22 protein-coding genes are annotated in these 25,109 nt (G+C 67.9%); 16 read left to right on the top strand and 6 right to left on the bottom strand.

What is annotated here, in order from left to right:
- Window positions 1-115 precede the first annotated feature (115 nt).
- Both OHA10_RS01510 and OHA10_RS01505 read left to right on the top strand, forming a co-directional pair.
- The gene (locus OHA10_RS01510) at window positions 116-652 is read left to right on the top strand and encodes a YgjP-like metallopeptidase domain-containing protein (protein ID WP_371404353.1); all 537 of its coding nucleotides are present in this window, start codon (window positions 116-118) and stop codon (window positions 650-652) included.
- Between the two features lie 184 nt (window positions 653-836).
- Window positions 837-3,038, top strand: a complete 2,202-nt coding sequence (locus tag OHA10_RS01505; RefSeq protein ID WP_371404352.1) for an MMPL family transporter — start codon at window positions 837-839, stop codon at window positions 3,036-3,038.
- A 106-nt stretch (window positions 3,039-3,144) separates the two neighbouring features.
- On the opposite strand, the gene OHA10_RS01500 is transcribed toward OHA10_RS01505, so the two are convergent.
- The 4 genes from OHA10_RS01500 to OHA10_RS01485 form a co-directional block, all read right to left on the bottom strand.
- Entirely contained in the window at window positions 3,145-3,771 is a 627-nt protein-coding gene (locus tag OHA10_RS01500; protein WP_371404351.1) for a hypothetical protein, read from the bottom strand.
- 182 nt (window positions 3,772-3,953) lie between these two features.
- Entirely contained in the window at window positions 3,954-4,310 is a 357-nt protein-coding gene (locus OHA10_RS01495) for a hypothetical protein (RefSeq protein WP_371404350.1), read from the bottom strand.
- A 6-nt stretch (window positions 4,311-4,316) separates the two neighbouring features.
- Window positions 4,317-5,519 (bottom strand): hypothetical protein, encoded by a 1,203-nt coding sequence (locus OHA10_RS01490; protein WP_371404349.1) that lies wholly within the window; start codon window positions 5,517-5,519, stop codon window positions 4,317-4,319.
- A 452-nt stretch (window positions 5,520-5,971) separates the two neighbouring features.
- Window positions 5,972-6,589 (bottom strand): CGNR zinc finger domain-containing protein, encoded by a 618-nt coding sequence (locus OHA10_RS01485; RefSeq protein ID WP_371404348.1) that lies wholly within the window; start codon window positions 6,587-6,589, stop codon window positions 5,972-5,974.
- A 62-nt stretch (window positions 6,590-6,651) separates the two neighbouring features.
- Between OHA10_RS01485 and OHA10_RS01480 the strand changes: the two genes are divergently transcribed.
- The gene (locus OHA10_RS01480; RefSeq protein ID WP_371404347.1) at window positions 6,652-7,845 is read left to right on the top strand and encodes an MFS transporter; all 1,194 of its coding nucleotides are present in this window, start codon (window positions 6,652-6,654) and stop codon (window positions 7,843-7,845) included.
- On the opposite strand, the gene OHA10_RS01475 is transcribed toward OHA10_RS01480, so the two are convergent.
- Window positions 7,820-10,081 (bottom strand): FdhF/YdeP family oxidoreductase, encoded by a 2,262-nt coding sequence (locus OHA10_RS01475; RefSeq protein WP_371404346.1) that lies wholly within the window; start codon window positions 10,079-10,081, stop codon window positions 7,820-7,822. The two genes, OHA10_RS01480 and OHA10_RS01475, sit on opposite strands and share 26 nt — an antisense overlap.
- Window positions 10,082-10,227: 146 nt before the next feature.
- On the opposite strand from OHA10_RS01475, the gene OHA10_RS01470 reads away from it, so the two are divergent.
- The 3 genes from OHA10_RS01470 to OHA10_RS01460 are packed head-to-tail and all read left to right on the top strand — an operon-like array spanning window position 10,228 to window position 14,041.
- Entirely contained in the window at window positions 10,228-10,956 is a 729-nt protein-coding gene (locus OHA10_RS01470) for a 3-hydroxybutyrate dehydrogenase (RefSeq protein ID WP_371404345.1), read from the top strand.
- Between the two features lie 15 nt (window positions 10,957-10,971).
- Complete coding sequence (locus OHA10_RS01465; protein ID WP_371404344.1) at window positions 10,972-12,273, top strand: MFS transporter; 1,302 nt, start codon at window positions 10,972-10,974, stop codon at window positions 12,271-12,273.
- A gap of 4 nt (window positions 12,274-12,277) precedes the next feature.
- Window positions 12,278-14,041 (top strand): helix-turn-helix domain-containing protein, encoded by a 1,764-nt coding sequence (locus OHA10_RS01460; RefSeq protein ID WP_371404343.1) that lies wholly within the window; start codon window positions 12,278-12,280, stop codon window positions 14,039-14,041.
- Here the strand turns inward: OHA10_RS01460 and OHA10_RS01455 are convergent.
- Window positions 14,027-14,953 (bottom strand): NADP-dependent oxidoreductase, encoded by a 927-nt coding sequence (locus tag OHA10_RS01455; protein ID WP_371404342.1) that lies wholly within the window; start codon window positions 14,951-14,953, stop codon window positions 14,027-14,029. The genes OHA10_RS01460 and OHA10_RS01455 overlap by 15 nt on opposite strands.
- Window positions 14,954-15,055: 102 nt before the next feature.
- On the opposite strand from OHA10_RS01455, the gene OHA10_RS01450 reads away from it, so the two are divergent.
- From OHA10_RS01450 to OHA10_RS01405, 10 genes are all read left to right on the top strand, one after another.
- A complete protein-coding gene (locus OHA10_RS01450; RefSeq protein ID WP_371404341.1) occupies window positions 15,056-15,463 on the top strand; it encodes a winged helix-turn-helix transcriptional regulator in 408 nt (135 codons plus the stop codon).
- A complete protein-coding gene (locus OHA10_RS01445) occupies window positions 15,460-16,083 on the top strand; it encodes a DUF2064 domain-containing protein (protein ID WP_371404340.1) in 624 nt (207 codons plus the stop codon). The genes OHA10_RS01450 and OHA10_RS01445 overlap by 4 nt, the downstream gene beginning before the upstream one ends.
- Window positions 16,084-16,326: 243 nt before the next feature.
- Window positions 16,327-16,719, top strand: coding sequence for a type II secretion system protein (locus tag OHA10_RS01440; protein WP_371404339.1), 393 nt, complete (start codon window positions 16,327-16,329; stop codon window positions 16,717-16,719).
- A gap of 83 nt (window positions 16,720-16,802) precedes the next feature.
- A complete protein-coding gene (locus tag OHA10_RS01435) occupies window positions 16,803-17,900 on the top strand; it encodes a type IV pilus twitching motility protein PilT (protein WP_371404338.1) in 1,098 nt (365 codons plus the stop codon).
- Window positions 17,900-19,516, top strand: a complete 1,617-nt coding sequence (locus OHA10_RS01430) for a GspE/PulE family protein (protein ID WP_371407893.1) — start codon at window positions 17,900-17,902, stop codon at window positions 19,514-19,516. The genes OHA10_RS01435 and OHA10_RS01430 overlap by 1 nt, the downstream gene beginning before the upstream one ends.
- Window positions 19,513-20,718 (top strand): type II secretion system F family protein, encoded by a 1,206-nt coding sequence (locus tag OHA10_RS01425; protein ID WP_371404337.1) that lies wholly within the window; start codon window positions 19,513-19,515, stop codon window positions 20,716-20,718. Before OHA10_RS01430 ends, OHA10_RS01425 begins: the two co-directional genes overlap by 4 nt.
- A complete protein-coding gene (locus OHA10_RS01420; RefSeq protein ID WP_371404336.1) occupies window positions 20,718-21,152 on the top strand; it encodes a type II secretion system protein in 435 nt (144 codons plus the stop codon). The genes OHA10_RS01425 and OHA10_RS01420 overlap by 1 nt, the downstream gene beginning before the upstream one ends.
- A complete protein-coding gene (locus OHA10_RS01415) occupies window positions 21,143-21,769 on the top strand; it encodes a type II secretion system protein J (protein WP_371404335.1) in 627 nt (208 codons plus the stop codon). Before OHA10_RS01420 ends, OHA10_RS01415 begins: the two co-directional genes overlap by 10 nt.
- Window positions 21,766-23,718, top strand: a complete 1,953-nt coding sequence (locus tag OHA10_RS01410; protein ID WP_371404334.1) for a hypothetical protein — start codon at window positions 21,766-21,768, stop codon at window positions 23,716-23,718. The genes OHA10_RS01415 and OHA10_RS01410 overlap by 4 nt, the downstream gene beginning before the upstream one ends.
- A 98-nt stretch (window positions 23,719-23,816) precedes the next feature.
- The gene (locus tag OHA10_RS01405; RefSeq protein ID WP_371404333.1) at window positions 23,817-24,458 is read left to right on the top strand and encodes a LuxR C-terminal-related transcriptional regulator; all 642 of its coding nucleotides are present in this window, start codon (window positions 23,817-23,819) and stop codon (window positions 24,456-24,458) included.
- Window positions 24,459-25,109 lie beyond the last annotated feature (651 nt).

Below are 25,109 nucleotides of genomic sequence, written 5' to 3'. Positions count from 1 at the left end.
GTGTGAACAACAGGGATCGGCGGGTTCAAAATCTGGCGTCTGACCTGCGGAAACGCCGATGCACAGGATGTGGACCGAAGAAAGTTGTCGGATTCGGGGGGTACATTTTTGAGCCATGGCCGACTCCCCACCGCGCCCGATCCCGTCGTATGTGGATATCCGGCGCAGCAAGCGCCGCAAGCGCACGGTCAGCGCGTACCGCGACGGCGAGCGGGTGGTCGTGCTGATGCCCGACCGGCTGTCCGCCGCCGAGGAGGCGCGCTGGGTCGAGACCATGCTGGCGCGGCTCGAGAAGCAGCGCAGCCGATCGCGCGTGTCGGACGAAAAATTGTTGGCCAGAGCACACGAACTCGCGTGTCGCCACCTCCCAGAAGTGCCCGAACCTGCGTCTGTGAGGTGGGTTTCGAACCAAAACAGACGGTGGGGATCCTGCACCCCGGCGGACAGATCGATCCGTTTGTCCACCCGGTTGCAGTCGATGCCGGGCTGGGTCGTCGACTACGTGCTGGTCCACGAGCTGGCTCATCTGATCGAGCCGACCCACAACGCCACCTTCTGGGACCTGGTCCGTCGCTACCCGAAGGCCGAGCGCGCCGAGGGGTATCTGGAGGGCGTTTCAGCCGCCTCCTCGCTCGACCTCGAGGACTTCTGACCTCCGATCACCCCGGCTCGTAGGGCGTACGGGAAAGGGTGGGGTAGGGCTAGCCCCAGGGTCGACTGGGTGGCTTCCTCCATGGCCGCGACCGGTCCCGGCCGGTCAGGCTTTTGCCCGTAGCCAGCGCCACGCCAGGAGCGCTGGGTGGGGTGCCCGAGGGGGCGCAGAGGGGCAGGGAAGCATGGCCAGGGGACAGATCACGGTACGGGCGGCGCGCTGGAGCGCCACCCATCCGTGGCGGGCGATCGGGATGTGGGTTGTGGTCGTGGCCGCCTGCTTCGCGCTCGGCTCGATCACCGGCACCAAGGAGTCGAAGAACGAGGGCGACATCGGCGAGGTGACCCGGGCGGACAACATCGTCAAGTCCGGCAACTTCGACGACCCGGACGTCGAGAGCGTGCTGATCACGGCGCCGTCCGGACAGCTCGACCGGACCGCGGCGACCAAGGCCGCCGGCGTCGTGATCCAGCGCATGCGCGCCCTCGGTGGGGTCGCGGAAGTCGCGCAGCCGATGCCGTCGCCGAACAAGGAGGCGGTGATCGTCAGGGTCACCCTGAAGGACGCCGCCGAAGGCGCAGACTCCGACGCGCGGGTCCAGCCGCTGCTCGACACGACCGCCCAGGTCCAGCGGCAGTACCCGAACCTGCGGATCGAAGAGGTCGGTGGACTGTCCATCGACAAGGCACTCAACGAGACGCTCGGCAAGGACTTCAAGCGGGCCGAGATGTTCAGCCTGCCGGTGACGCTCGCGATCCTCTTGATCGCGTTCGGCGCACTGATCGCTGCCTCGGTGCCGCTGCTGCTCGCGTTGTCCGCGGTAGCCGCAGCGATCGGCTTAGCGGCTGCGGCATCACAGCTCGTACCCGCGGTCGACGCGGTCAACAGCGTCATCCTGCTGATCGGTATGGCGGTCGGCGTCGACTACTCACTCTTCTACCTCCGCCGTGAACGCGAGGAGCGCGCCAAGGGCCGCGGTCACGTCGACGCGGTCGAGATCGCCGCGGCGACCTCCGGGCACGCGGTCGTGGTGTCGGGTACTGCGGTCATCATCTCGATGGCGGGACTGTTCCTCGCCCGCGATGCGGTCTTCTCGTCGTTCGCGGTCGGTTCGATCCTCGTCGTCGCGGTTGCCGTCGTCGGCTCGCTGACCGTGCTGCCCGCCGTACTCGCGAAGCTCGGTCGGTGGGTCGATCGCCCGCGGATCCCGCTCGTGTGGCGGTTGACGGCATCGAAGGGTCAGCCGCGGTTCTGGCCGACCGTGCTGAAGCCGGCTCTGAAGCACCCGATCGCGACGCTGCTCGTCGCCGTCACTGCGCTGCTCGCGGTTGCGTCGCCGGCGCTCGGGATGCAGTTGAAGTTCCCGGGCACCGAGGATCTGCCCCGGACGACATCGGTGATGAAGGCGTACGACCGGCTGACGGCGGCGTTCCCGAGCACGGGTACCAGCCACGAGGTCGCCGTACGGGCGCCAGCCAACGAGGCGCCTGCGGTCAAGGCTGCGCTGGCCGAGCTGATGCAGCGCACCAAGGACGACAAGCTGTTCGCTGCCGATGGTCTCGAGGAGCCGCGTGCCTCCAAGGACGGCACGGTCACGACGCTCGAGGTCGCCACGCCGTACGAGGGCGGCAGCCAGCAGGCCCGCGACTCGCTGACCAAGCTGCGCAAGGAACTGATGCCGGAGACGGTCGGCAAGGTGCCGGGCGTTGAGTACGCCGTCGGTGGGTTCGTCGCCGCGGACGTCGACTATGCCGCGCACACCCGGGACAAGCTGCCGCTGGTGATCGGGTTCGTCCTGCTGCTGACGATGATCGTGATGATGGTGACGTTCCGCTCGGTGGTCGTCGCGGTCACCGCGATCGGGCTCAACCTGCTGAGCGCGGGAGCGGCGTACGGCGTCGTCACCGCGGTCTTCCAGAACACCTGGGCCGAAGGGCTACTGCACTTCCGGTCGAACGGCGCGGTCGTCAGTTGGCTGCCACTGTTCCTCTTCGTGGTCCTGTTCGGTCTGTCGATGGACTACCACGTGTTCGTCGTCAGCCGGATCCGCGAAGCAGTACTGCGCGGCGTCCCGACCAAGCAGGCCGTCGCCGAGGGCATCACCGGCTCGGCCGGCGTGGTGACCAGCGCGGCGGCAGTCATGATCGGGGTGTTCGCGGTCTTCGCGACGCTGAGCACGCTGGACATGAAGCAACTCGGCGTCGGCCTCGCCGTCGCGATCCTGATCGACGCAACGATCATCCGCGCGGTCATCCTGCCCAGCGCGATGATCCTCCTCGGCGACGCCAACTGGTGGGCACCCAAGTGGCTCCGCCCCAAGCCCGCCAAGCACGCCGCACCTCCCGCCACCCCAGAGGAAGAACGCGAACTAACACCCGTCGGCTGACCGGCAGTGCCCCACCCGAAATCCATTCGGGTGGGGCGCTCGACACGTGGGACTACGTCGCCATCCGCGACCTGGGCCGCAGCAGCCGAGCAACCCGCCCTTGACCTCAGCACGCTTCGTGGCTGGCGTGGCCGGAGAGGGCTTTGCCGATCTGGAGGTTGGCGCCCTCGCCCTCGAGGAACTTGCCGACGGTCCAGCGGGTGCAGGTCTGTCCGTCGGGTCCGTCCTCGGCGTTCTGCCTGCTGACGAAGGAGACCTGGGCCAGTAACCGGCCGTCAGTCGCGGTGCTCAGTCCGAGCAGTGTGATGTCCGAGTCCACGGTAGAGCGAAAGCCGTTCGTGAACTGTTTGCGGGTCTGCGTCGCCAGCGCGGCAGGGGTGAGGAGCACCTGGTAGCTGTCGTAGTCGTGGTTGTTGATAGCGGTGAAGTACGACGTCAGCAGCCGAACGACATCCGGCGCGGTCGGTTCCTGCGCGGCCGCGGGATCAACGGCGATCAACTCGTTCCCCACCTCAGGAGTGGGAGTCGTCTCGATCGGCACGGGCTCGCTCGTCTCGTCCTCCGTTGCCGGAGGCACCCAAGGCTCGCTCGGAGTCTCCTCCGCCGGTTCGACCGGACCCGACGTGATGTACCCGTCGGGCGTGAGCCATTGGTGCTGGACCTGATCGGATGCAGCCGCGGTGGCTCGTCCGATCAGCGCGTCGATACCGAGGATCCCACCGGTCACGATCACCGCGAGAACCATGGTGAGGCCGACGAACCAACTCGCCCCGTGTCCGGGCGGACTGTCGGCCGACCGCGTTTCGTCGACGTCCTTGAAAGCAGCCTCGCAGTGCGAGCAGACCTCGTCCCCCTCCGCTCGACGCGTGCCGCAAGATGTGCAGTAAGCAGGCATTGATGTGTCCCCCCGGACGATCAGAAGATCGCAGCAACCGCCTGCTGGACCACGGTCACCGCGCCGCCGATGGTGGCAATCGACTTGGCGCCGGATGCGATCAGTTCCAGCAGGCGCAGTACCGAATTCTTGTCGGGCTCGTCCTTGGCCAGTTCGTGTTCGGCGAGTTCGGCCATCGCGATGGTGTCGTCAGGCCGTTCCAGCCGCTCCGACTGCGCGTGCAGCAGTTCGAGGAGCTGAGACATCCCGGCCCGCGCGTCGGCGAGCGACCCGGCGGACACCGCGGAGATGTTGGTCGCGGTCGCGCCCTCGCCGGCGGCCATCGCACCGGCGGTGACGCTCCCACCGGAGACCCGGATTCCGTAGTTCTTCTCCATCAGTGCTCAGTTCCTTCCGGCCGCGTCGTTGACGCTCTGCTTGGCTGCGTTGGCGACTCTCATGAGTACGGAGCTCGCGCGGGCACCGGTCCCGACCGCGAGGCTCTCGGCTTTGACGGTGCCGCCGTCGGCGACGTACACGCCATGGTTCTCGATCGTTGTCCGGTGCTGGCTCAGCTCGGCGGTGTCGATGCCCTTGGACTCGAGGAACCGGTTCAACGACTGCAGCAGCCGCCGCTCGATCACCTTGGTGTACAGGTCGTTGTCGAGCTGCTGGAAGTAGCGCTGGTACCGCGTATCGCTGGCCGTCTCTCGCGGGCTGCGCGCTGCGCCGTAGTTGAACCGGAGCGAGCTGAAGATCTCCCGCCGTTGCCTCGACCGCTGGAGAGCGGCCGTGACCGGACTGAGTAGGTGAGCCGCGATCGCGAACGGAGCACGCAGTACATGACCCGGCGTACGCCGCAACGCCCGCCCGCCGATCCGGATCGCCTGGCGCATGGTCGGCTGCGGCAGCAGCCTGTCCACCTCCTGGAACTCGTCGCGTACCGGTGCCAGCAGGCAGTGACTGACCTCCATGAACAGCTCCTGCGGAGTCACGACGAAGCGCAGGAACGTCGAGAGGACGAGCTGGCCGCGCCAGCCGCTCGACTGAATCGTCAGGTACGGGCGTGCCCGGTCCTCAGGCTCCAACGTCAGGCTGCGGACCAGCGAGCGATCGACAGCCGGCCTCGGTACGCCGAGTTGGTCCGGAAGGAACCGGCGGTCACCGCGGATGTCGCGGCCGTCGACGAAGACGCGGTCCGACATCGTGACCTTGCCCGTACGCAGGTCGCGCAACTGCTCCTGGACGAAGTCGTGCACCTCCAGCGCAGTGAACGACTCGGCGACGCGGCCGGCGGCCGCTTCGTGCGTGTCGAGAGCGAACGACCAGGAATCGAGTGTGATCCCGCAGCCGACGAACGGCGTGTAGGCGCTGTAGACGCTGACGTTCCCCTGACCGGCCGCCGCGACCTGCTTGAGGCGTCGACCGAGTTTGCTGTTGCCCGGCGGGGACATCGCGTCCGGCTGGAACCGGCCCGGGCGAAGATCGTGCGCGACCACGCCGTACGTCGCGACCAGGGTCTCGCCGACGACCACCACCCAGCACAGCGCGAGCGCCAGCAGCACACCGACGTACTTCGAGCTGTACAGACCCACACCGCGGTGCACATCAGCAGCGTGAGCAGGAGATCGCGGATCAGCTGGCGTTTCCGGGCTGCGACAGCATGCAGCATGACCGGCACCAGGTCGACGTCCGGCGACGACGGCGGCGCCGTGAACTCCTCGTCCACGATGTCGCGGACGACTTCCTTGGCGAGCCTGCTGTCCAATTGGACGGCCGCACACAAATAGCGCGTGGCGTCCGACGGTGGTGAATCCCCGGGTGGTCTCGCAGTTTCGTCAATCGACGGAAGCGGCACTCCACACGTGCCGCAGTAGGTGGCGCTGGCCCGATTGCCCGCACCACAAGAACGACAGTTTTGCATTGTATTTCCCCCCAACCGGACTGAACGGTACGACGATCGCCAGTTCTGGTCCAGCGGTTGGGCAAAGCCAAGGAAACTTGACGCAAGCGCTCATTGGAAACGCTGCCGGGTTGCGAACTTGGTGGCCGATAGCAACTAGTTTTCGGCGGATCTGCTTGTGTGCGGAGGATTCTGGCGGGCGCGGTGGGCGGCGGCTTTGACGCGGCTTTGGCATTGGGGGGAGCAGAAGCGGCGTTGGCCGTTCTTGGATACGTCGACGAAGACGCGGTCGCAGTGGGGTGCGGCGCAGACGCCGAGGCGGCCGGCCAGGTCGCTGCCGACGGCGAGGGCCAGGCCGGCGGCGCAGCCGGCTGCCCAGCCGTTGGCGAGTTGTTCGTCGGGGCCGTGGAAGTGGAGGCTCCAGGGCCGGTCGCGGCCGCGGTCGAGTTGGGGGCGGGCGTTGGTGTCGACGAGGAGCTTGTTGATCTCGGTGGCGGCGGCGTCGAGGTCGTCGGCCGCCGCGGACTCGAAGACGATGCGCATGCGGCGAGCCAGTGCTACGAGCCGCCGTGCGTCGTCGACCGGGACCGACTTCGGTGGATAGCCGATCGCGGTCAGCGCGTCGGCGACCGCCGCCGTGACGGACTCGGGGTCGTCCGCGGGTGCGGCGTACGCGACACCGCCGGAGTACCCCGGGGTCAGCCGGTTCACGTACTCGACCGACGCCGCCAGCACACTCCGGGCGTGACTATCAAAAGACACTTGACCGGTCATGGGTCCTCTCCGTAGGCTCTCGCGTGACCGATCATATCCGTTTAGACAGTCATGGAGTTGTGATGAGTGCTGTTGTCACGCTGACCGCGCCGTGGCGCGGGCTGTCTCGGACCGTCTGGATCCTGGTCGTCGCCCGCGCGGTCAACCGGATCGGCGCGTTCACGCTCCCGTTCCTCGGTGTGGTGCTCACGGTCGAGTTCGGGGCGTCGCTCGGTCAGACCGGCCTGATCCTCGCGGTCTTCGGCGCCGCGACGATCCCGTCCCGGCTGCTCGGCGGTCAGTTGGCCGACCGCCTCGGCCGGCGCCGGACGATCGTCCTCGGCCTGACCGGCTGCGCGATCGCCCAGCTCTGGATCGCCCTCAGCCACACCTTGTGGTCGGCGGTGTTCGCCACGGTCATGCTCGGCCTCGCGTTCGAGATCTACGAGCCGCCGAGCCAGGCGATGATCGCTGACGTCACCGAGCCCGGCGACCGGCCGGCGGCGTACGGCCTCTACAGCGCCGCGCTTGCCGCCGCGGGTGTGCTGGCGGGATTGCTCGCGGCTGCGATCAGCCATGTCGACCTCCGCTGGCTGTTCGTCGCCGACGCGATCACTTGTCTGTCCTGTGCGGCACTCGTCGCGATAGCTCTCCCAGCCGACGCGCGGCTGGGACGAGAGGCGTCTGGTCCGCAGTTGGTGGAGGCGGCACCGACGGTGTCGGTGTGGCGTGATCGCCGGCTGCTGCTGCTCCTCGCCGGCGGCACGATCTTCGCGACGATCTACATGCAGATCATCATCGGACTGCCGCTGACACTGCTCGAACAAGGGCTCCCGAAGTCCGGCATCGGCATCATCCTCGCCATCTCCGCGATCACCCTGATCGCCGCGCAACGCCTGCTTCGCGTGCGGAACCTCGACGACTTCCGATCCATCGCCATCGGCTACCTTCTGCTCGCGGCCGGACTGGTCGTCTGCGCCTTCGCAGCCAACCTGGCAGTCTTCGTGATCGCCTCGATCCTCTGGAGCCTCGGCGACCTGTTCCTCCTGACCCGCTACCTCACGCAGGCCTCCGGACTCGCACCCGACGAGGGCCGCGGGCGGTACCTGGCCGTGTTCGGCCTGAGCTGGGGGATCGCGACCACGATCGCCCCGCTCACCGTCACCCAACTCCTCGAGAAGGCAGGCCCGGCAGGGCTCTGGCTGACAAGCGCTGCGATTGCGGTCGCACTCGCAGCGCTCCAGCCGTTGTTCAGGAAGCGACTGGCTCCAGCCTGACCGTGAGCCCCTTCGCGACGGGGGTGTTGCTGCCCTTCGCGACGTCGTCCGCCGACATCAGCACGTTCGTCTCCGGGTAGTACGCCGCCACGCAACCGCGCGCCGTCGGGTAGGACACCAGCCGGAAGTTCGAGGCGCGCCGCTCGACACCACGGAACTCGCTGACGATGTCGACGTACGCGCCGTCCTGGAGGCCGAGCTCGGCCAGGTCGTCCGGGTTCACGAAGACCACCTCGCGCGTCCCGTTGACGCCGCGGTACCGGTCCTCGAGGCCGTAGATCGTGGTGTTGAACTGGTCGTGGCTCCGCATCGTCTGCAGCAACAGCCGGCCAGGCTCCGTCGGCAACCAGGTCAGCTCGTTCGCGGTGAACTGCGCCCGTGAGTCCGACGTCTTGAACTCACGCTTGTCCCGCGCCGCATGCGCCAGCAGGAAGCCGCCTTCGTTGGCCCGCAGGCGATCCTCGAAGTCCTCGTACCCGTCGGCCACCCGCCCGATCCGCTGCCGGATCAGGCTGTAGTCATCGGCGAAGTCGGCCCACGGGATCTGGCCCACGGAAGGTACGACGGCCTGCGCCAGCCCGCAGATGATGCCGATCTCCGACTTCATCTCCGGCCCGGGCGGAATCAGGTTGCCGGTCGAGAGGTGTACGGCGCCTTGCGAGTCCTCGACCGTGACCGACTGCGGACCCGCCGGGGTGTGGTCGTGGTCGGTCCGCCCGAGCGTCGGCAGGATCAGCGCCTCGCGGCCGGTGATCGTGTGCGACCGGTTCAGCTTCGTCGACACGTGCACGGTCAGATCGCACTCGCGCAGACCGCGATGCACGACCTCGGTGTCAGGCGTCGCGGACGCGAAGTTGCCGCCCATCGCGACGAACACGCGGACTGCGCCTTCCCGCAGCCGCTTGACCGTCTCCGCCGCGTCGATGCCGTGCTCGCGTGGCGAGGTGAAGGCGAACTCGGAGTCGAGCTTGTCCAGGAACGTGTCCGGCATCTTCTCCCAGATGCCCATGCTGCGGTCGCCCTGCACATTCGAGTGACCGCGGACGGGGCACGGTCCGGCGCCCGGCTTGCCGATGTTGCCCTGCAGGAGCAGGACGTTGACGATCTCGCTGATCGTCGCGACCGCCTCGCGGTGCTGGGTCAGCCCCATCGCCCAGCAGATCACCGTCGCCTTGGACTTGATGAACCGCTGGGTGAGCTCCTCGATCTCGGCGCGCCGCAGCCCGGTCGCCTGCTCGACCGCGGGCCAGTCGAGCTCGGTGTTGTGTTTGGCGTAGAGGTCGAACCCGCTGGTGTGCGAGTCGATGAACGACTTGTCCAGCACAGTGCCCGGGTTGTCCGCCTCGGCCTCGAGCAGAAGGTGGCCGATGGCAAGGAACAGTGCCTGGTCGCCGCCGATCCGGATCTGCAGGTGCTGGTCGGCCAGCTTGGTGCCCTTGCCGATCCAGCCGCGCGCTGCCTGCGGGTTCTTGAAGTTCATCAGCCCGGGCTCGGGCAGCGGGTTGACCGCGACGATGTCGCCGCCGTTGCGCTTGGCGATCTCGAGGTGGCTGAGCATCCGGGGTGCGTTGGTGCCCGGGTTCTGGCCGACGACGACGATCAGCTCGGCCTCTTCCAGCATCTCCAGCGTGACGGCGCCCTTACCGCTGCCGATCACGCGCGACAGCGCCGTACCGGAAGACTCGTGGCACATGTTCGAGCAGTCGGGGAGGTTGTTGGTGCCGTAGGCGCGGACGAAGAGCTGGTAGAGGAAGGCGGCCTCGTTGCTGGTCCGGCCGGACGTGTAGAAGACAGCATCGTTGGGGTCGACCAGGGCTTTGAGGTGCCGCGCGACGACCTGGAACGCCTCGTCCCAGCCGACCGGCTCGTAGTTGGTCGCACCGGCCCGGAGCAGCATCGGCTCGGTGATCCGGCCGAGCTTGCCGAGGTCGAACTCCGAGATCTCGTTCATCGCCTCGACCGGGTGCTCGGCGAAGAACTCCCGCGGCACGCGCTTGCGGGTCGCCTCCCAGGCGACCGCCTTCGCGCCGTTCTCGCAGAACTCGGCCGCGTGTTTGCGCTTGTGGTCAGGGTCCGGCCAGGCGCAGGACGGGCAGTCGAAGCCGCCGTCCTGGTTCATCTTCAGAAAGACCTTGCCGGTCCGTACGGGACCCATCTCCCGGAAACCGAACTTGAACGACGAGAGCACCGCGGGCACGCCGGCGGCCTTCTTCTTCGGATGTTCGATATCGACCATGTTTCAACAATAGATCCAGCTATCGGCACCCGCAGGTTTGATAGGCGCGACTGTGGACAAGTGGCGTGTCGCCCCACACGGCATCGGTGGGTTGTGTGGCCCGATCCCATAGTGCGGCGGAGCGTCGATTTCTACAGTCATCGGCCATGGAGACCCGTCGAGCCCTCGTCACCGGTGCCGCGTCAGGCATCGGCGCGGCCTGTGCCCAACGCCTGGCCGCGGACGGCGTCCACGTGATCGCGGTGGACTTCGACCAGGCCGGTCTGGACGCGCTGGACGGCGTCGAGACGATTCTGGCCGACCTGTCCGATCTGGAGCGGCTGTCCGAGTTGCCGACCGACATCGACATCCTGGTCAACAACGCCGGAGTCCAGCAGGTCGCACCGGTCGAGCAGTTCCCGCCGGAGCGGTTCAGCTACATCATCCGGCTCATGCTCGAGGCGCCGTTCCGGCTGATCCGGCAGACGATCCCACACATGTACGGCGCCGGCTGGGGCCGCGTGGTGAACATCAGCTCGGTCCACGGTCTCCGCGCCAGTCCGTTCAAGGCGGCGTACGTCGCGGCGAAGCACGGGCTGGAGGGCCTCAGCAAGGTCGTCGCACTGGAGGGTGCGGCCCACGGAGTGACCAGCAACTGCGTCAACCCGGCCTACGTCCGTACGCCGCTGGTCACCGCACAGCTGGCGGACCAGGCCGCGACGCACGGCCTGTCCGAGTCAGAGGTGCTCGACAAGGTCCTGCTCGAGCCGGTCGCGGTGAAGCGGCTGATCGAACCGGCCGAAGTGGCGGAGCTGGTGGCCATGCTGTGCGGCCCGGCGTCCGCCTCCATCACGGGGAGCTCGTTCGCACTCGACGGCGGCTGGACCGCCCACTAACTCAGGAGCCCGCCCATGACAGCTACAGAACCGGTCCGCACCCGCACGTCCATCGTCCGAGTGGTGGGCGCGAGTCTCGTCGGTACGACGGTCGAGTGGTACGACTTCTTCCTGTACGGCGTCGCCGCATCGGTGGTGTTCGGCGACCTGTTCTTCCCGAAGGGCGAGGAGCTCAGCGGGACCTTGCTGAGCTTCGCCACATTCGCAGTCGGCTTCTTCGCGCGGCCGATCGGCGGCGTGGTGTTCGGGCACTTCGGTGACCGGCTGGGACGCAAGCAGTTGCTCGTGCTGTCCCTGCTGATGATGGGGCTCGCCACCTTCGCGATCGGCCTGCTGCCGACGTACGCGCAGGTCGGCACGCTCGCACCGATCCTGCTGACGGTACTGCGGCTCATCCAGGGCTTCGCGCTTGGCGGCGAGTGGGGTGGCGCCGTACTGATCGTGTCCGAGCACGGTGACCCGGCCAGGCGTGGCTTCTGGGCGTCCTGGCCGCAGGCTGGTGCACCGGCTGGACAGTTGATCGCGAACGGCGTACTGGCTGGGCTGGCCGCGTTCCAGTCGGACGCTGACTTCAATGCGTGGGGCTGGCGCATTCCGTTCCTGCTGTCCGCAGTACTCGTGCTGGTTGGGTTGTGGGTGCGGCTGCGGATCGAGGAGTCCCCGGTGTTCCAGGAGGCTCGCGCCAAGCAGGAGCCGGCGGACAAGCTGCCGCTGCTGGAGGTCATCACGCGGTACCCACGTGAGGTGCTGACCGCGATGGGTGCACGGATGGCGGAGAACGTCAGCTACTACATCTTCACGATCGTCATCGCGACGTACGCGAAGGAACACCTCGGCATGGGCAAGTCCTTCGCTCTGAACGCGGTACTGATCGGTGCTGCCATCCACTTCTTCGCTATCCCGGCGTGGGGCGCGCTGTCGGACCGCGTCGGTCGTCGGCCGGTCTATCTGATCGGTGCAGTCGGCGTGGGGATCTGGGTGTTCGTCTTCATCGCGCTGATCGACACTCGCAACTTCGCGCTGGCGACTCTTGCTGTGACGGTAGGGCTGATCTTCCACGGTGCGATGTACGGACCGCAGGCGTCCTTCTTCACCGAGCTGTTCGGGACACGCGTGCGGTACTCCGGTGTCTCGGTCGGCTACCAGCTCGCATCGATCATCGCCGGCGGTCTGGCGCCGTTCATCGCGGTGGCGCTGCTCAAGGCGTACGACTCGGGCTATGCGATCGCTGTGTACGTGGCAGCGTGCGCAGTGATCTCGGTGATCGCGGTGACGTCGTACTCCGAAACGCATCGCCGGGATCTCACTACTCTGTAGAACCATGGAGGAGCTTCTGCGGCTGCTGGCCGAGGATGCGCCCGGGAGCGAGTTGGCCCGGGCGGCGGGCGAGGACGCGGTGGCACGCGACCTCGCCCTGCGCATCCGGGCCGGTATGGACGCCAGCAAGAAGCGTGAGGCCGAGCTGTCCGCGCTGGTCGACGTGGCGCGGGAGCTGGCATCGGCCCGCGATCCGGGCGGCGTACTGGACACCATCGTCCACCGCGCCCGCACGCTGATCGGCACGGACGTCGCCTACCTGACGCTGTACGACGAGACCCGTGGTGACACGTACATGCGGGCGACAGACGGCTCGGTGTCCGCCGCCTTCCAACAGCTGCGGCTCCCGCTGGGCGCTGGACTCGGCGGTCTGGTCGCGGAGACGTACAAGCCGTACTGGACCGCGGACTACCCGTCCGACCGACGCTTCCGCCACACCATGCCGATCGACGACGCAGTCGGCGAGGAAGGACTCGTGGCGATCTGCGGTACGCCGCTGGTCGTAGACGGGGCGTTTGTCGGCGTACTGTTCGCGTCCAACCGGACAGCGCGGCCCTTCAGCCGTGACGAGGTGTCGCTGCTCGGTTCACTGGCCACGCTGGCCGCGGTGACGATCGTCCAAGTACGTGCGGCCGCGGAGACAGCTGCCGCGCTGGACCAGCTGTCTGCCGCGCACGCCGGTGTCGAACACGCTGCGGCCGCCCACGACCGATTCGCCGACATCGTCCTGTCCGGCGGCGATGTGGACGCCATCGCTGCTGCACTCGCTGAGTTGCTCGACGTGTGGGTCGTCCTGGTCGATGCTGCTGGCAACGAACTTGCCGTCGCCGGCGCAGTGCCTGAGTCAGTGCCCTGGCAGGAGTCCGAGTCCGGTCGGCTGACCCGCGTCGGTGACTGCTGGGTCGTCGCGGCGACCGCCAAGGGCGAACGGCTCGGTGCGCTCGTGATCGGTGGCGCAGACGACCTGACCGGCGCAGACAGACGCATTGTGGAGCGTGCTGCTGTTGTCACCGCACTGGTTCTGCTCTTCCGTCGCCAGTCCGCTGAGCAATCCCAACGTGCACAGGCCGATCTGCTCGCCGACGTACTCAGTGGAAGCGCCGATCCACGCACACTGACCGATCGGCTCCGGCTGCTCGTGCCCAACCATCGCCACGACCGCCTGGTCGTCGCAGTGTGCCGGGGCGACCACACCGCCGTACGTGCACGGCTGTCTGCACCGCTGGAGGACAGACTGGTGCTGTCCGGTCCGTACGGCGGCGATCTGGTGCTGCTGTTCGCTCGTACGACGCCTGGTGGCGCGGCTCGCGATCTGGCCGAGGTGGCGAAGCGGGGAGACGCCACCATCGCTGTGACGGGTCCTGCGGCCTGGGGTGAGCCTCTGATCGAGGCGCACCGCCAGGCCGCTCGGCTGGTCGCCACCATGGTCCGACTGGGCCGCACGAGCGAGTCCGCGACACCTGACGACCTCGGCGTTGCGGGACTGGTCGGCGCATCCGATGTCGACGTACGGAGTCATGTGCACCATGTGCTCGGCAAGGTCATCGACTACGACACACAGCGCGGGACTGACCTGATCGGCACGCTCCAGGCGTACTTCGCTGCCGGCCAGAGTCCGACCCGCGCGGCGACCTCACTGCATATCCATCCGAACACTGTCCAGCAACGGTTGGACCGTGTCACCGCTCTGCTCGGCGACGGTTGGCAGTCGCCGGACCGCTCGCTCGACCTCCAGGTGGCGCTGCGCCTGCACTCAGCCTTGGGGTAGGAGCACGACTCGACCCCGGACGCCTCCAGCTGCGACGCGCTTGTAGGCAACCGTCGCCTCCTCGAGGCGGTAGGTCTCGGCGACCCGGGTCGAGAGGACACCGGCCTCGACCAGTCGAACGAGCTCCTCCAGGTCCTCCCGGTTGGTGTGGATGAATTGCTGCTCCACGGTGATGTCGCGAAGGTGCGGCGGGCGTGGGCCTGGCTGCAGGTGCACATGTCGGCCGCCGTTGCGTACGGCCTCTTGCGCGCCGATTCCGACCACGGCGGCGTCCACGACCCCATCCACCCCGAGGGGCACGATCCGTCGTACCGCTGCCGCCAGGTCTTCGTTCCGGTCGACGAAATGGTCCGCGCCGAGGCGCCGTACCAGCTCTTCGTCACGGGCTCCGGCGCTGGCGATGACTGTCAGGCCACGGTGCTTGGCCAGCTCCACGGCGTACCCGCCGACGCCTCCTGCTGCGCCGGTCACGAGCACGGTCTGTCCCTCCAACCTGTTGACTGCATGCAGCGCGGTCAGACCATTGAGCCCGAACGTCGCTGCGTTGGCCAGGTCGAGCCCGTCCGGTGCACGCACGACAGCGTCCACGTTCAGCACGACGTACTCAGCGTGCGTCTTCAGGCTCCGCCCCAGCAGGTCGGCCACTCCGACCACCGTCTCCGCCGGTGCCTGCGTGTTGGGTCCGACAGCGTCGACAGTGCCGGCCACGTCCCAGCCGAGACCGAACTGCTCCCGGGCGGCGGTCAGTCCGAACTCCACGGCAGCTCCCGCGCTGACGGCCAGGTCGACCGGGTTGACCGCCGCGGCGGCCACCTTGATCCGGACCTGGCCCTCGGCGGGCTCCGGTACCTCGGTCTCGATCAGCTCGATCGCATCCGGCCCGTCGAGCCTGCGGGCGACCAATGCGCGCATATCGTTTCCCTCCTGTGTGTGGGTTCAGCACCCACTGTGGGAGAGTTACTCTCTATCGGGAAGTACGCACTTCAGGGTGCCTATCGCACGACGAGGAGAGCCATGCCGACCCGCACCGTCGCCCAGCTCCGCGAGGAAGCAGCCCGCGAGTACGACGCGTTCCTGGCGAGCTGTCCGGCCCGGCAGCTCCTCGACCGCATCAGCGACAAGTGGGTGACGCTCATCCTCACCGCACTCGCCGACGGCCCCCAGCGGTACTCCGACCTGTCGCGCCGGATCGCCGGTGTCAGCCAGAAGATGCTGACCCAGACCCTCCGCTCCCTCGAACGCGACGGTCTCCTCACCCGCTCGGTCACCCCGTCGGTACCGGTACGCGTCGACTACGAACTCACGCAACTGGGCCGCACCTTGATGCCACTGATCTCCTCCATCAAGACCTGGGCCGAGACCCACATGCCCGAGGTCAACGCAGCCCGCGAGACCTATGACGACGTGAGCACTCCCGCATGACCGACTCAGCCTCCGACCGGCGCGTTGTGGTTGTCGTCGTGCCGGCCACCGGGACGTGGGCTCCTCCCGGGCGGGACCCCGAGGCGTGGCGGCTGGCGCTGGCCGAGGACACCTACGAAGTACTCGCCGCGCTCGACCACGTCGACGTGGCGGTCGCGGTCGCCGGTGGAGACGATGACGCCGTCGCAGAGGTGAGTGCACTGACCTGGCCAGGCACACCGACGTACTCCGTCGACGCCGCCCGACCGGTCCTGCACGCGGTCGAGCTCGCCGGTCCGGCCGCGGCAGTCGTCGCCGTCTCGTACGACGTACCTGATCTGCCCGGGCTCCTGATCGGCAAGCTGTTCCGCGCACTCAGCAGCGCCGACATCGCTGTCACCCCGGCCGAGGACGGCACGCTCGCGGCGATCGGGACCAAGACCCCGGTCGCGGACTGGGTCGCGGAGCTCGCTCCAACGTTCGACACGTCGCTGTCCGTCCTGGAAGCCCGCAAACCTCGCCGGCACGCTGTCGCGATCGGTCCGGGCTGGCACCGGCTGCGGTCTGCGGCCGACATCGCGCGCCTGGATCCCGGCCTCGAGGGCTGGGACGCGACCAGATCACTGCTGCGTCGCGCCTGACGTCTTGTCGGGCGAACGACCGACACGTGTCGGTCGGGTGGCCAGGGACGTCGGGCGTTCACCCGCTGTGACGCGGGGCTCGCAGAGACGAGTCTTTGACGCGGCAGCAAAGCATCATCCGGGGGGATGTGTGGGGCGGATCCGGCTGGATTTACAGGGGTCGAGCCGAGGTCCTCGTTCGCGCTGCCGCGCCTGGAAGACCCCGTCTCCGTCGCTTGCCGGAGCATCTGTAAAGGAAGCAGCATGAACTACCCGCTTCGGGCCTCCGTCGCCCGAACAGTCCGCCGTGCCCGCAACCAGAGGACCCGCACCAGGAACCAGTCCGGCTTCACCCTGATCGAACTGCTCGTCGTGATCGTCATCCTGGGCGTGCTGTCCGGGGTCGTCGTCTTCGCGGTCTCCGGCATCCAGGACCGCGGCAACGCGGCCGCCTGCAAGACCGACAAGAAGAGCGTGGAAGTCGCCGTCGAGGCGTACTACGCGAAGAACGGCACCTATCCACCCGCCGGTGACCCCGGCTGGCTCGAGCTCACCGTCGGCGTCAACCAGCTGCTGCGCAGCCGCCCGGTCGGTGACGGCTACACCATCACGCTCGGCGTGAACGGCCTGGTCACCGCCTCCGGCGCCTGCACCTGACCCGGTCCTGCACGGACACACCGGTCGGAGGAGGGCCCGGTGCGTCCGAGGGGCGTCGTGTTCGATCATGCCGAAGGGACCCCATGAGAATTCCCGTGCCTGGCAGCCGGGTGGATCTGTTGCTCGAAGAACTCTGGAACGCCGGTGGCACCGACCTGCTCCTCACGGTCGGAATGGCGCCACAGGTGCGTGTCCACGGTGTGCTGCGCCCGGTGGCGGACAGGACGCCGTTGACCAGGCGGGACACCGACTCGATGCTCGCGGAGATCCTCAACCCGCACCGCTCGAACGTCTGGCAGACGACGTACGAGCACGATTTCTCGTTCTCCTGGCGGGAGAACGCGCGGATCCGCGCGAACGCCTTCACCCAGCGCGGCGACACCGCCATCGCGCTGCGGGTCATCCCGCGCAGCATCCCGACGATGTCGGAGCTGGGACTGCCGCCCGTGATCGGCACGTTCGCCCGGCTGCATCAGGGTCTGGTCCTGGTGACCGGGCCGACCGGATCGGGCAAGTCGACCACGCTGGCCTCGGTCATCCACCAGATCAACACCGACCGGGCCTGCCACATCATCACGATCGAGGACCCGATCGAGTACGTGCACGAACATCGCCGTTCGGCCGTGAACCAACGCGAGGTCGGCAGCGACACGGCGTCGTTCCCGGACGCGCTGCGGGCCGCGCTGCGCGAGGACCCCGACGTACTGCTGGTCGGTGAGATGCGGGACCTGGAGTCGATCCGGTTCGCACTGACCATCGCCGAGACCGGGCACCTGGTCTTCGCGACGTTGCACACCAACGACACCGCCCAGTCGCTGGCCCGCATCATCGATGTCTTCCCGCCGGAGCAGCAGTCCCAGGTCCGGGTCCAGCTGGCTGCGGCGCTCAGCGGCGTCGTACACCAGCGGCTGATCCCGCGGGTCGGTGGCGGCCTGGTCGCGGCGTTCGAGGTGATGGTCGCGAACGCCGGGATCCGCAACCTGATCAAGGAAGGCAAGACGCATCAGTTGCGCAACGCGCTGGTCACCGGCCGGCGCGAAGGCATGATCACGCTCGAGCAGTCCCTCTCGGAACTGATCCTCGCCGGCCAGATCTCGCCGGAGGACGCGTACTCCCGCAGCTCCCACCCGAAGGAGATCGAGCTCCGGCCGCGGGTCCGCTCCGGGGCGGTGCAAGCGTGATGCGGCACCGCGGCCGGCCGAAGCAGACGGAACCGCCGACGACTCCGCCCCATCCCGCCGAGCTGTCAGCCGATCTTCCGACGGCACGACGGCGGGCTGCGCGGTTGGCCGAGCGGAACGGCATCCCCTTGGTTGACCTGTGGACCGTGACGCCGGAGGCCGACGCGACGGCCCTGATCGACGAACAGACGGCGCGGCGGCTGACCGCACTGCCGCTGGCGGTTCGCGACGGCGAGGTGCTCGTCGTACTCGCGGACCCGGCGCTCGGCATCCAGGTCCAGGACGCACTGGGTCGCCCTGTGCGGCTTGCTCTCGCGGCCGCGCCCGACATCGTCCGCGCGATCGACAACAGCTTCCGTGCGCTGGCCGGGATCGACGAGTCGGTCAAGCTGTTCCAGGCCAGGGGTACTGCGCTCGAGCCCGACGAGCTTGTGGTGAATGAGGACGCGCCGGTGGTCCAGGTGGTTCAGCTGATCATCACCCAGGGGTTGCGCGACCGTGCCTCCGACATCCACATCGAGCCGCACGACGAGCGGGTGCGAGTGCGGTTCCGGGTGGACGGTGCGTTGCGTGACCAGCTCGACCTGCCCGCCGCGATCGGTCCGGCCGTAGCCAGCCGGATCAAGGTGCTGGCCGACCTGAACATCGTCGAACGGCGGCGCTCGCAGGACGGCCAGATCCGGATGCAGGTCGAGGGCCGTGACGTCGACATCCGGGTCTCGACCGCCGCCGTCGTCGGTGGCGAGAAGGTGGTACTGCGTCTGCTCGACAAGAGCCGGCCCCTGTTCCGCCTCGAGCAGCTGGGGATGCCGCCCGAGCTGGCGGATCGGTACGCCACGCTGCTGCGAACGCCGTACGGGATGGTGATCTGCGCTGGCCCGACCGGGAGCGGCAAGACCACCACGCTGTATGGGTCGCTGGGTGAGATCGACAGTCCCGAGCGGAACATCATGACGATCGAGGACCCGGTCGAGTACAGCTATGCCTCGATCAACCAGATCCAGATCAACGAGGCGGCCGGGATCACGTTCGCGTCGGGGCTGAGGTCGATCCTGCGGCAGGACCCGGACGTGATCCTCGTCGGTGAGATCAGGGACGCGGAGACGGCGCGAATCGCCGTACAGTCCGCGCTGACCGGGCACCTGGTCCTGTCGTCGGTGCACGCGACCGACACTGCGACCGCTCTGCATCGCCTGCTGGACATGGGGATCGAGAACTTCCTGGTCGCGTCCTCGGTGAGTGCGGTGATCTCGCAGCGGCTGATCCGCAAGGTCTGCGAGAACTGCCGCGAGTACTACGAGCCGCCGGCCGCGGAGCAGGCGTTCCTGCGCAGTGCCGGCGCGGAGGCGCCGATCGGCGGCCTGGTGCGCGGCGTGGGGTGCAATTTCTGTGCGCACACGGGCTATCTGGAACGGACCGGCGTCTACGAGCTGCTTCCGGTGACCGATCCGATCCGTGAGCTGGTCATCGATCGCGCACCGCTCGCCGAGATCCGCAAAGTCGCTTCCTACGAGGGCATGCGGACGCTGCACGAGGAGGGCGCCCGGCTGGCGCAGACAGGAGTCACGACAGTCGCCGAAGTACTCCGATCGATCTACACGGTGGGGATGCGATGACGAGGTACGCGTACGTCGCGGCGAGGCCAGACGGGAGTACCAAGCGCGGTACGACGCGGGCCGAGAGTCGCGAGGGGGCCGAGCTGGCGCTCTACGAGCGGGAGCTGCGGAACATCCGGCTGTCCGAGAAGCCCGGCCTGCTGCAGATCGAGATCACCGCGCGCAGGGTGAAGCGGGAAGAGGTGATGCATCTGACCCGGCAACTCGGTGCGTTCGTCGGAGCCGGGCTGCCACTGACCGAGTCGGTGCACAGTCTGGGTCGCGAGGCGGAGAACTCGACGGTCCGCCGGATGATGCTCGAGGTCGAGGACGGCCTCCGAGACGGCGAGCGGCTGTCGGACTGCTTCGACCGGCATCCGCGGATCTTCCCCGAGTTCTACCGCGGCATCCTCCGATCGGCCGAGCTGAGCGGCCGCCTCGACACCGCGCTCGGCCAGCTCGCCCGCTACCTGGAGCGTGATCTCGAAGCCCGCCGGCGGATCAAGCAGGCCACCATCTACCCGGCGGTCGTCGCCGTGATGTCGGTGGTGACGTTGATCGTCCTGGCCGGCTTCGTGCTGCCGCGCTTCAAGGCCTTCTTCGACAGTCTCGGGGCGCGGCTGCCCTTGCCGACCCGGATCCTGCTGGGCATCACCAACTTCCTCACCAGCTGGTGGTGGGCGCTGATGATCGGTTGCGGTTTGCTGGTGCTCTTGCTCGTCTACGTGCTGAGCACGACGCCCGGACGCTATCTGCGCGACCGGCTGGTCCTCGCGCTGCCGGTGATCGGGCCGACCGTCCAGTTCGCGCTGGTCGAGCGTTTCTGCCGGATCCTCTCGTCGATGGTCAGCGCGGGCGTCCAGCTACCGCAGGCGTTGCGGGTCGCGACCGGCTCGCTGCCGAACCGCGTCTATCGCCGGTCGCTGGCCGGCGTGATGGAGGCGATGCTCCAGGGCGAGGGACTGGCCCGGCCGCTGGCGGCCACCAAGCTGTTCCCGGCGACAGCCGCCCAGATGATCCGGGTCGGCGAGGACACCGGGACGATGGACGCCCAGTTGGAGGTCACCGCGCAGTACTACGAGGGCGAGCTGGACTACAAGCTGAAGAAGCTGATCGGCCTGTTCGAGCCGGCCGTGATCGTGCTGATGGGCGGCGTGGTCGGCTTCGTGGCGATCGCGTTGGTGTCCGCGATGTACGGGATCTTCCGGCAGGTGCAGGGCTGATGCGAGAACGCGGCGAGAGTCTGCTCGAACTGGTGGTCGCGATCGCGCTGATGGGCGTTGCCGTCGTCGCGGTGATGGCGGGGCTGACGACGACGGTGCTGATGTCTGACACCCAGCGGAAACAGGCGACGGCGGTGACGACGGTACGCAACTACGCCGAGGCGCTGCAGCAGTACGTTGCCGATGGCCACTATGTCCCGTGTGCCTCGACGTACGCCGTACCGGGCTTCGCGCCGCCGGCCGGGTTCACGGCCCGAGTCGTGAGTGGGTCGGTGCAGTACTGGACCGGGGCGCTGTGGCTGCCGCTCTGCCTGCCCGACCGGGGCCTGCAGCGGTTGCGGGTGTCAGTGGCGAGTACTGACGGGCGTGCGGCCGAGACGCTGGACGTCGTACTGCGGAAGCCCTGCCGGCTCGAGGATCCGCCGTGCGGTTGAGGCGTACCGAGCAAGGCTTCACGTTGGTCGAGCTGCTGATCACCATGACCCTGATGGGGGTGGTGACTGTCGGCCTGGCTGACCTGGTGGTCAACGCGCTGCACCAGATGAGTGCGACGTCGGACCGGCTGGACATGGCGCAAGATGCCCAGCTCGGTGCGACGTACTTCGCCCGCGACGTCGCCGCAGTCGGTGTGCGCGACTACGGGGCCGTCGCTGTGGACGGGTCGCTGCCGTTCCAGCCGTCGGTGCAACTCGATGCGGTGGACTCCGCCGGGGGAGTGGTTTGTGGTCCGCTTCCGGTCGCCGCAGTTCGGTTGTTGTCGGACTACTGGGACACCTCGGTCACACCGGCCGTCCGGCGTACGGCGGTCGTCGCGTACTACGTGAACGAGGCGGGAGAGCTCCACCGGGCACGTTGTCTGGGCCCGAGCACGACGCCGTCATCCGATCTGCGGCTTGCGTCTTATGTGAAGCCGGGGAGTCTCGCGGTCAGCTGCTCGAGTGCGTGTGACTCGGCTCTGCTTCCGGAGGGCGTCACATTGCGTCTGGTTCTGTCGAAGCCGTCCACCGGCGACTATGCGGTCACACTGAGCGGACTGCGGAGGCAGTCGTGAGGCGCCGGGACGAACGTGGGTCGTCGTTGCTGCTGGTCCTCGTGGTCATCACCGTGATCGGACTGGCGCTGTCGGCGCTGCTGTCCCGGACCGACTCGGCCGCGCGGGTGTCTGCGAGTCTGCGGGACCAGACGTCGGCGTCGTACGCCGCCGACGGCGCGATGGAGGCGGCGATCAACAACTTGCGCAACAGCGCGTACAACGGGGAGTCTGGGCAGCGTTGCTTCGGTCTGTCCGACACGCTGTCGCTGATCCTCTTCAACGGGCTCGACTCCGCTGCCGTGACCTGCAAGCCGGATCCGAAGCAGGTAGTCGTGCACTGCCGGGACTCGAGCGAGTGCAACCGGCCGGACAACGCGTTGCTCACCCTCGGACAGATTCCCGGCGAGGCCGGTCTCGCGATCGATCAGCCGGCGGGCTCGACCCTGCAGGTCCATGGCAAGGTCGTGTCGAACTCCTCCGTCGACGTGGTCGCCGGGAAGCTGAGCGCAGGTGCGCTGTCCGCGCGCGGCGGGTGCTCCGGGGATCTGCTGGGGAACCCGCTCTGCAATCTGTCCACGTTGCCGGGCGGCGAGGATCCGGCGTACCCGTCACCGCTGAGCAGTGTTCCTGTTTTGCGAGGTTTGCCTGCGTGTACGACGCCGAACTCGGTCGTGACCTTTCTGCCCGGCTACTACGACGATGCGGTCGGGTTGAGCGCGATGATGAAGAGTGACAGCGCGTGCCGCGGGAGCACCTGGTGGTTCAAGCCGGGCGTGTACTTCTTCGACTTCCACAACGAGTCGAATCCGTTGCTCGGCAGCGGTGACAACGTCTGGACGGTCGACGGCGGCAGCCTGGTCGGCGGCACGCTGTCGGGTGGTTCGTGTGCCAGTCCACTCGATGGCGCGACCGGAGGGGTGCAGTTCGTCTTCGGCGGAGACAGCCGTCTGGTCGTCAAGTCGGGCAAGGCGGAGCTGTGCGGCAGTTATTCGCCGACGCAGCTGCCGATCGCCCTCCGAGGCCTCACCAGCGGGACCGAATCGTCGGTCGACTCAAGCGGGGCGAGCGCGTTGAAGCCGACCGCAGTCTCGCTGGTGAGCAAGTTCGGGCTGACCGCGACGCCGTCCCGTCTGGCCACGGCCGACGGCGTCGCGGCCACCTGGAAGAGCTCCGTGGCCAACGACACCGCTCCGATCACGATCAACGGCTTCGCTCCGCCGACTGCGATTCCGGCCGGCTCGGTACTGGAGTCGGCCGCCTTGAAGATCACTCATCGGCACAGTGACGTGACGTCGACGGACAAGCTGGACGTGTCACTCGACATCGGATCAGGGACGCCGTTGACCGCGTCGGTGACCGGTGCAGCGGGCGGGGCGGCGTACCGGACCGAGACTGTGCCGCTCGACTCGAGTCGGACTGGATCGCTGGCGCAGGCCATCTATGCGGGGACGTTCACCGGAGCGAGCCTGGCGCTCACCGCTGGGCTGGCGGTCAAGGGCGATACCGAGGACGTCGATGCGGTGCGGCTGGAGCTCAGCTACACGCCACCTGCGCTGCGCGCCGCGGACGGATGTGTGGTCGAGGGGCCATATCCCAGTAATACAAGCGCTTGTGCGCTCGTGTCGGGGCGGCTGGTCGTGAAGGGCACGGTGTATGCGCCCGCTGCCGTTCTTGATCTCAATGTCGTGCCCGGCGCGCCAGTTGTGGGGGCCGGTGCGGTGGTTCGGGCGTTGCGGCTCACTGCCTCGGCGACGCTGTCCGGGGTGGTGATCGATCTGCCCAACGATTCGCCCGGATTCACCTTCGGGGTGCAGTTGACGGCGTACATCTGTCCTGGCGGCCTGGTCTGTCCGGCCAGCGGCCGCCCGGCGCTGCAGGCCAGGATCGGGCTCGTGGACGCCGATCCGTCCTCGCCCGTCGCCGGCCGGCGTGCCGTGACCGTGCTCGGATGGTGGCGGCCGGGCTGATGGGGTTGTGTCTGGTGCGACCAGATCTTCACGCGGTAGACGAGACAGTCCCTACCGCAACTGCGTCACGCTGCGTAGTTTGGTCCGCGGGGGGAGCCATGAACGATTTCGTCAGGGTCGTCGTGATCGACGATCACACATTGGTCCGCTACGGCCTGGCCGGCCTCGTCGACCGGGAACCGGATCTGGAGATAGTCGGCGACACCGGCCAGCGCGCCGAAGCGGTCGGCATCGTGCTGTCGACCCGCGCCGACGTCGTCGTACTCGATGTCACGCCGCCGGACCACGACGGTCTGCGGATCGCCCGCGAACTCCGCAACCGGTACGCCGAGCTCGGCATCGTCCTGCTGGCACCGGAGGGGCAGGACGGGGTCCTGTTCGAGGCGCTCGAGTCGGGAGTGTCGGCGTTCGTCGCGAGGACCGCGCCGACCGAGGAAATCCTGGCGGCGATCCGGCACGCGGCCGTCGCACCCACCTCGTTCACGGCGACCGGGCTCGGGCCGGCGATGGCACGTCGCGACCAGTCGTCGGCGCAGGCGCTGCTGAGTCCACGGGAGGCGCAGGTGCTCGAGCTGCTCGGACAGGGGTTGTCGGTGCGGGCGATCGCGGTGGCGTTGTCGGTGAGCGTGTCCACCGCGAAGACGTACGTCGAGCGGCTGTACGAGAAGCTCGAGGTGTCGAACCGGGCTCAGGCGATCATGACCGCGCTCCAGCGCGGGCTCATCGAACCGAAATCATGAAACTTCTTCTGACTGACCCGTCACCTTCTTGCTGAAGGCTCGTTTCATCAGGCAGCGGGGACTTCGGGGGAAGCCCAGCTGATCGCCGATGCCGTTCAGGGGCGGCACCCGACATCAGCCCACTGCCGGCCGCACCCGGGGGGATGCGGCCAGCTTAGGCAGCGGGCAGCAGTACGACGGGGATCGCACGGGGGATGAACACAGCGGGACAGATCACGGGGGAACAGCTGTACCAACGGGGGATTCACGGAGTCGGGGGACACGGGGATCCGGGGGGATCACGGGGACGCAGTACAAGGCGGACGCAACGCAGCTCCGGGGGGAGCAGCAACGCGACGCAGCAACAACGGGGGATCAGTAGCAAGTTGGAGTAGTAACAACGGGAAGCAGTAACCACGGGGACCGCGATGCCAAGGGGGGATCGCAGGACCAAACGGGGGATTGCACGACCAACGGGGACCAGCAATACCAGTGGGGGATTCACGGGGATCGCAGTACCAGCGGGGGATCACGGGGTGTGATACGAGGGACAGCAGGGCTGGGGAACGCTGACGCCCTGCCGTGGGGAGGTGGGCCGACCACTCGGGTCGGCCCACAGATTTGCACACCCAACCGACCTCACGAACCCTGTCGACACCCTCGCCCAGCGCA

Source organism: Kribbella sp. NBC_00662 (genome assembly GCF_041430295.1).
Classification (GTDB): Bacteria; Actinomycetota; Actinomycetes; order Propionibacteriales; family Kribbellaceae; genus Kribbella.
Note: the sequence above shows the minus strand (reverse complement) of the source record. Positions and strands in the feature narration are given on the sequence as shown.

Excerpts from the sequence above, each read along its gene's own strand:
- OHA10_RS01510 (WP_371404353.1), top strand. The coding sequence starts at position 116 with ATGGCCGACTCCCCACCGCGCCCGATCCCGTCGTATGTGGATATCCGG.
- OHA10_RS01505 (WP_371404352.1), top strand. The coding sequence starts at position 837 with ATGGCCAGGGGACAGATCACGGTACGGGCGGCGCGCTGGAGCGCCACC.
- OHA10_RS01495 (WP_371404350.1), bottom strand. The coding sequence starts at position 4,310 with ATGGAGAAGAACTACGGAATCCGGGTCTCCGGTGGGAGCGTCACCGCC.
- OHA10_RS01485 (WP_371404348.1), bottom strand. The coding sequence starts at position 6,589 with ATGACCGGTCAAGTGTCTTTTGATAGTCACGCCCGGAGTGTGCTGGCG.
- OHA10_RS01480 (WP_371404347.1), top strand. The coding sequence starts at position 6,652 with ATGAGTGCTGTTGTCACGCTGACCGCGCCGTGGCGCGGGCTGTCTCGG.
- OHA10_RS01475 (WP_371404346.1), bottom strand. The coding sequence starts at position 10,081 with ATGGTCGATATCGAACATCCGAAGAAGAAGGCCGCCGGCGTGCCCGCG.
- OHA10_RS01470 (WP_371404345.1), top strand. The coding sequence starts at position 10,228 with ATGGAGACCCGTCGAGCCCTCGTCACCGGTGCCGCGTCAGGCATCGGC.
- OHA10_RS01465 (WP_371404344.1), top strand. The coding sequence starts at position 10,972 with ATGACAGCTACAGAACCGGTCCGCACCCGCACGTCCATCGTCCGAGTG.
- OHA10_RS01460 (WP_371404343.1), top strand. The coding sequence starts at position 12,278 with ATGGAGGAGCTTCTGCGGCTGCTGGCCGAGGATGCGCCCGGGAGCGAG.
- OHA10_RS01455 (WP_371404342.1), bottom strand. The coding sequence starts at position 14,953 with ATGCGCGCATTGGTCGCCCGCAGGCTCGACGGGCCGGATGCGATCGAG.
- OHA10_RS01450 (WP_371404341.1), top strand. The coding sequence starts at position 15,056 with ATGCCGACCCGCACCGTCGCCCAGCTCCGCGAGGAAGCAGCCCGCGAG.
- OHA10_RS01445 (WP_371404340.1), top strand. The coding sequence starts at position 15,460 with ATGACCGACTCAGCCTCCGACCGGCGCGTTGTGGTTGTCGTCGTGCCG.
- OHA10_RS01440 (WP_371404339.1), top strand. The coding sequence starts at position 16,327 with ATGAACTACCCGCTTCGGGCCTCCGTCGCCCGAACAGTCCGCCGTGCC.
- OHA10_RS01435 (WP_371404338.1), top strand. The coding sequence starts at position 16,803 with ATGAGAATTCCCGTGCCTGGCAGCCGGGTGGATCTGTTGCTCGAAGAA.
- OHA10_RS01430 (WP_371407893.1), top strand. The coding sequence starts at position 17,900 with ATGCGGCACCGCGGCCGGCCGAAGCAGACGGAACCGCCGACGACTCCG.
- OHA10_RS01425 (WP_371404337.1), top strand. The coding sequence starts at position 19,513 with ATGACGAGGTACGCGTACGTCGCGGCGAGGCCAGACGGGAGTACCAAG.
- OHA10_RS01420 (WP_371404336.1), top strand. The coding sequence starts at position 20,718 with ATGCGAGAACGCGGCGAGAGTCTGCTCGAACTGGTGGTCGCGATCGCG.
- OHA10_RS01405 (WP_371404333.1), top strand. The coding sequence starts at position 23,817 with ATGAACGATTTCGTCAGGGTCGTCGTGATCGACGATCACACATTGGTC.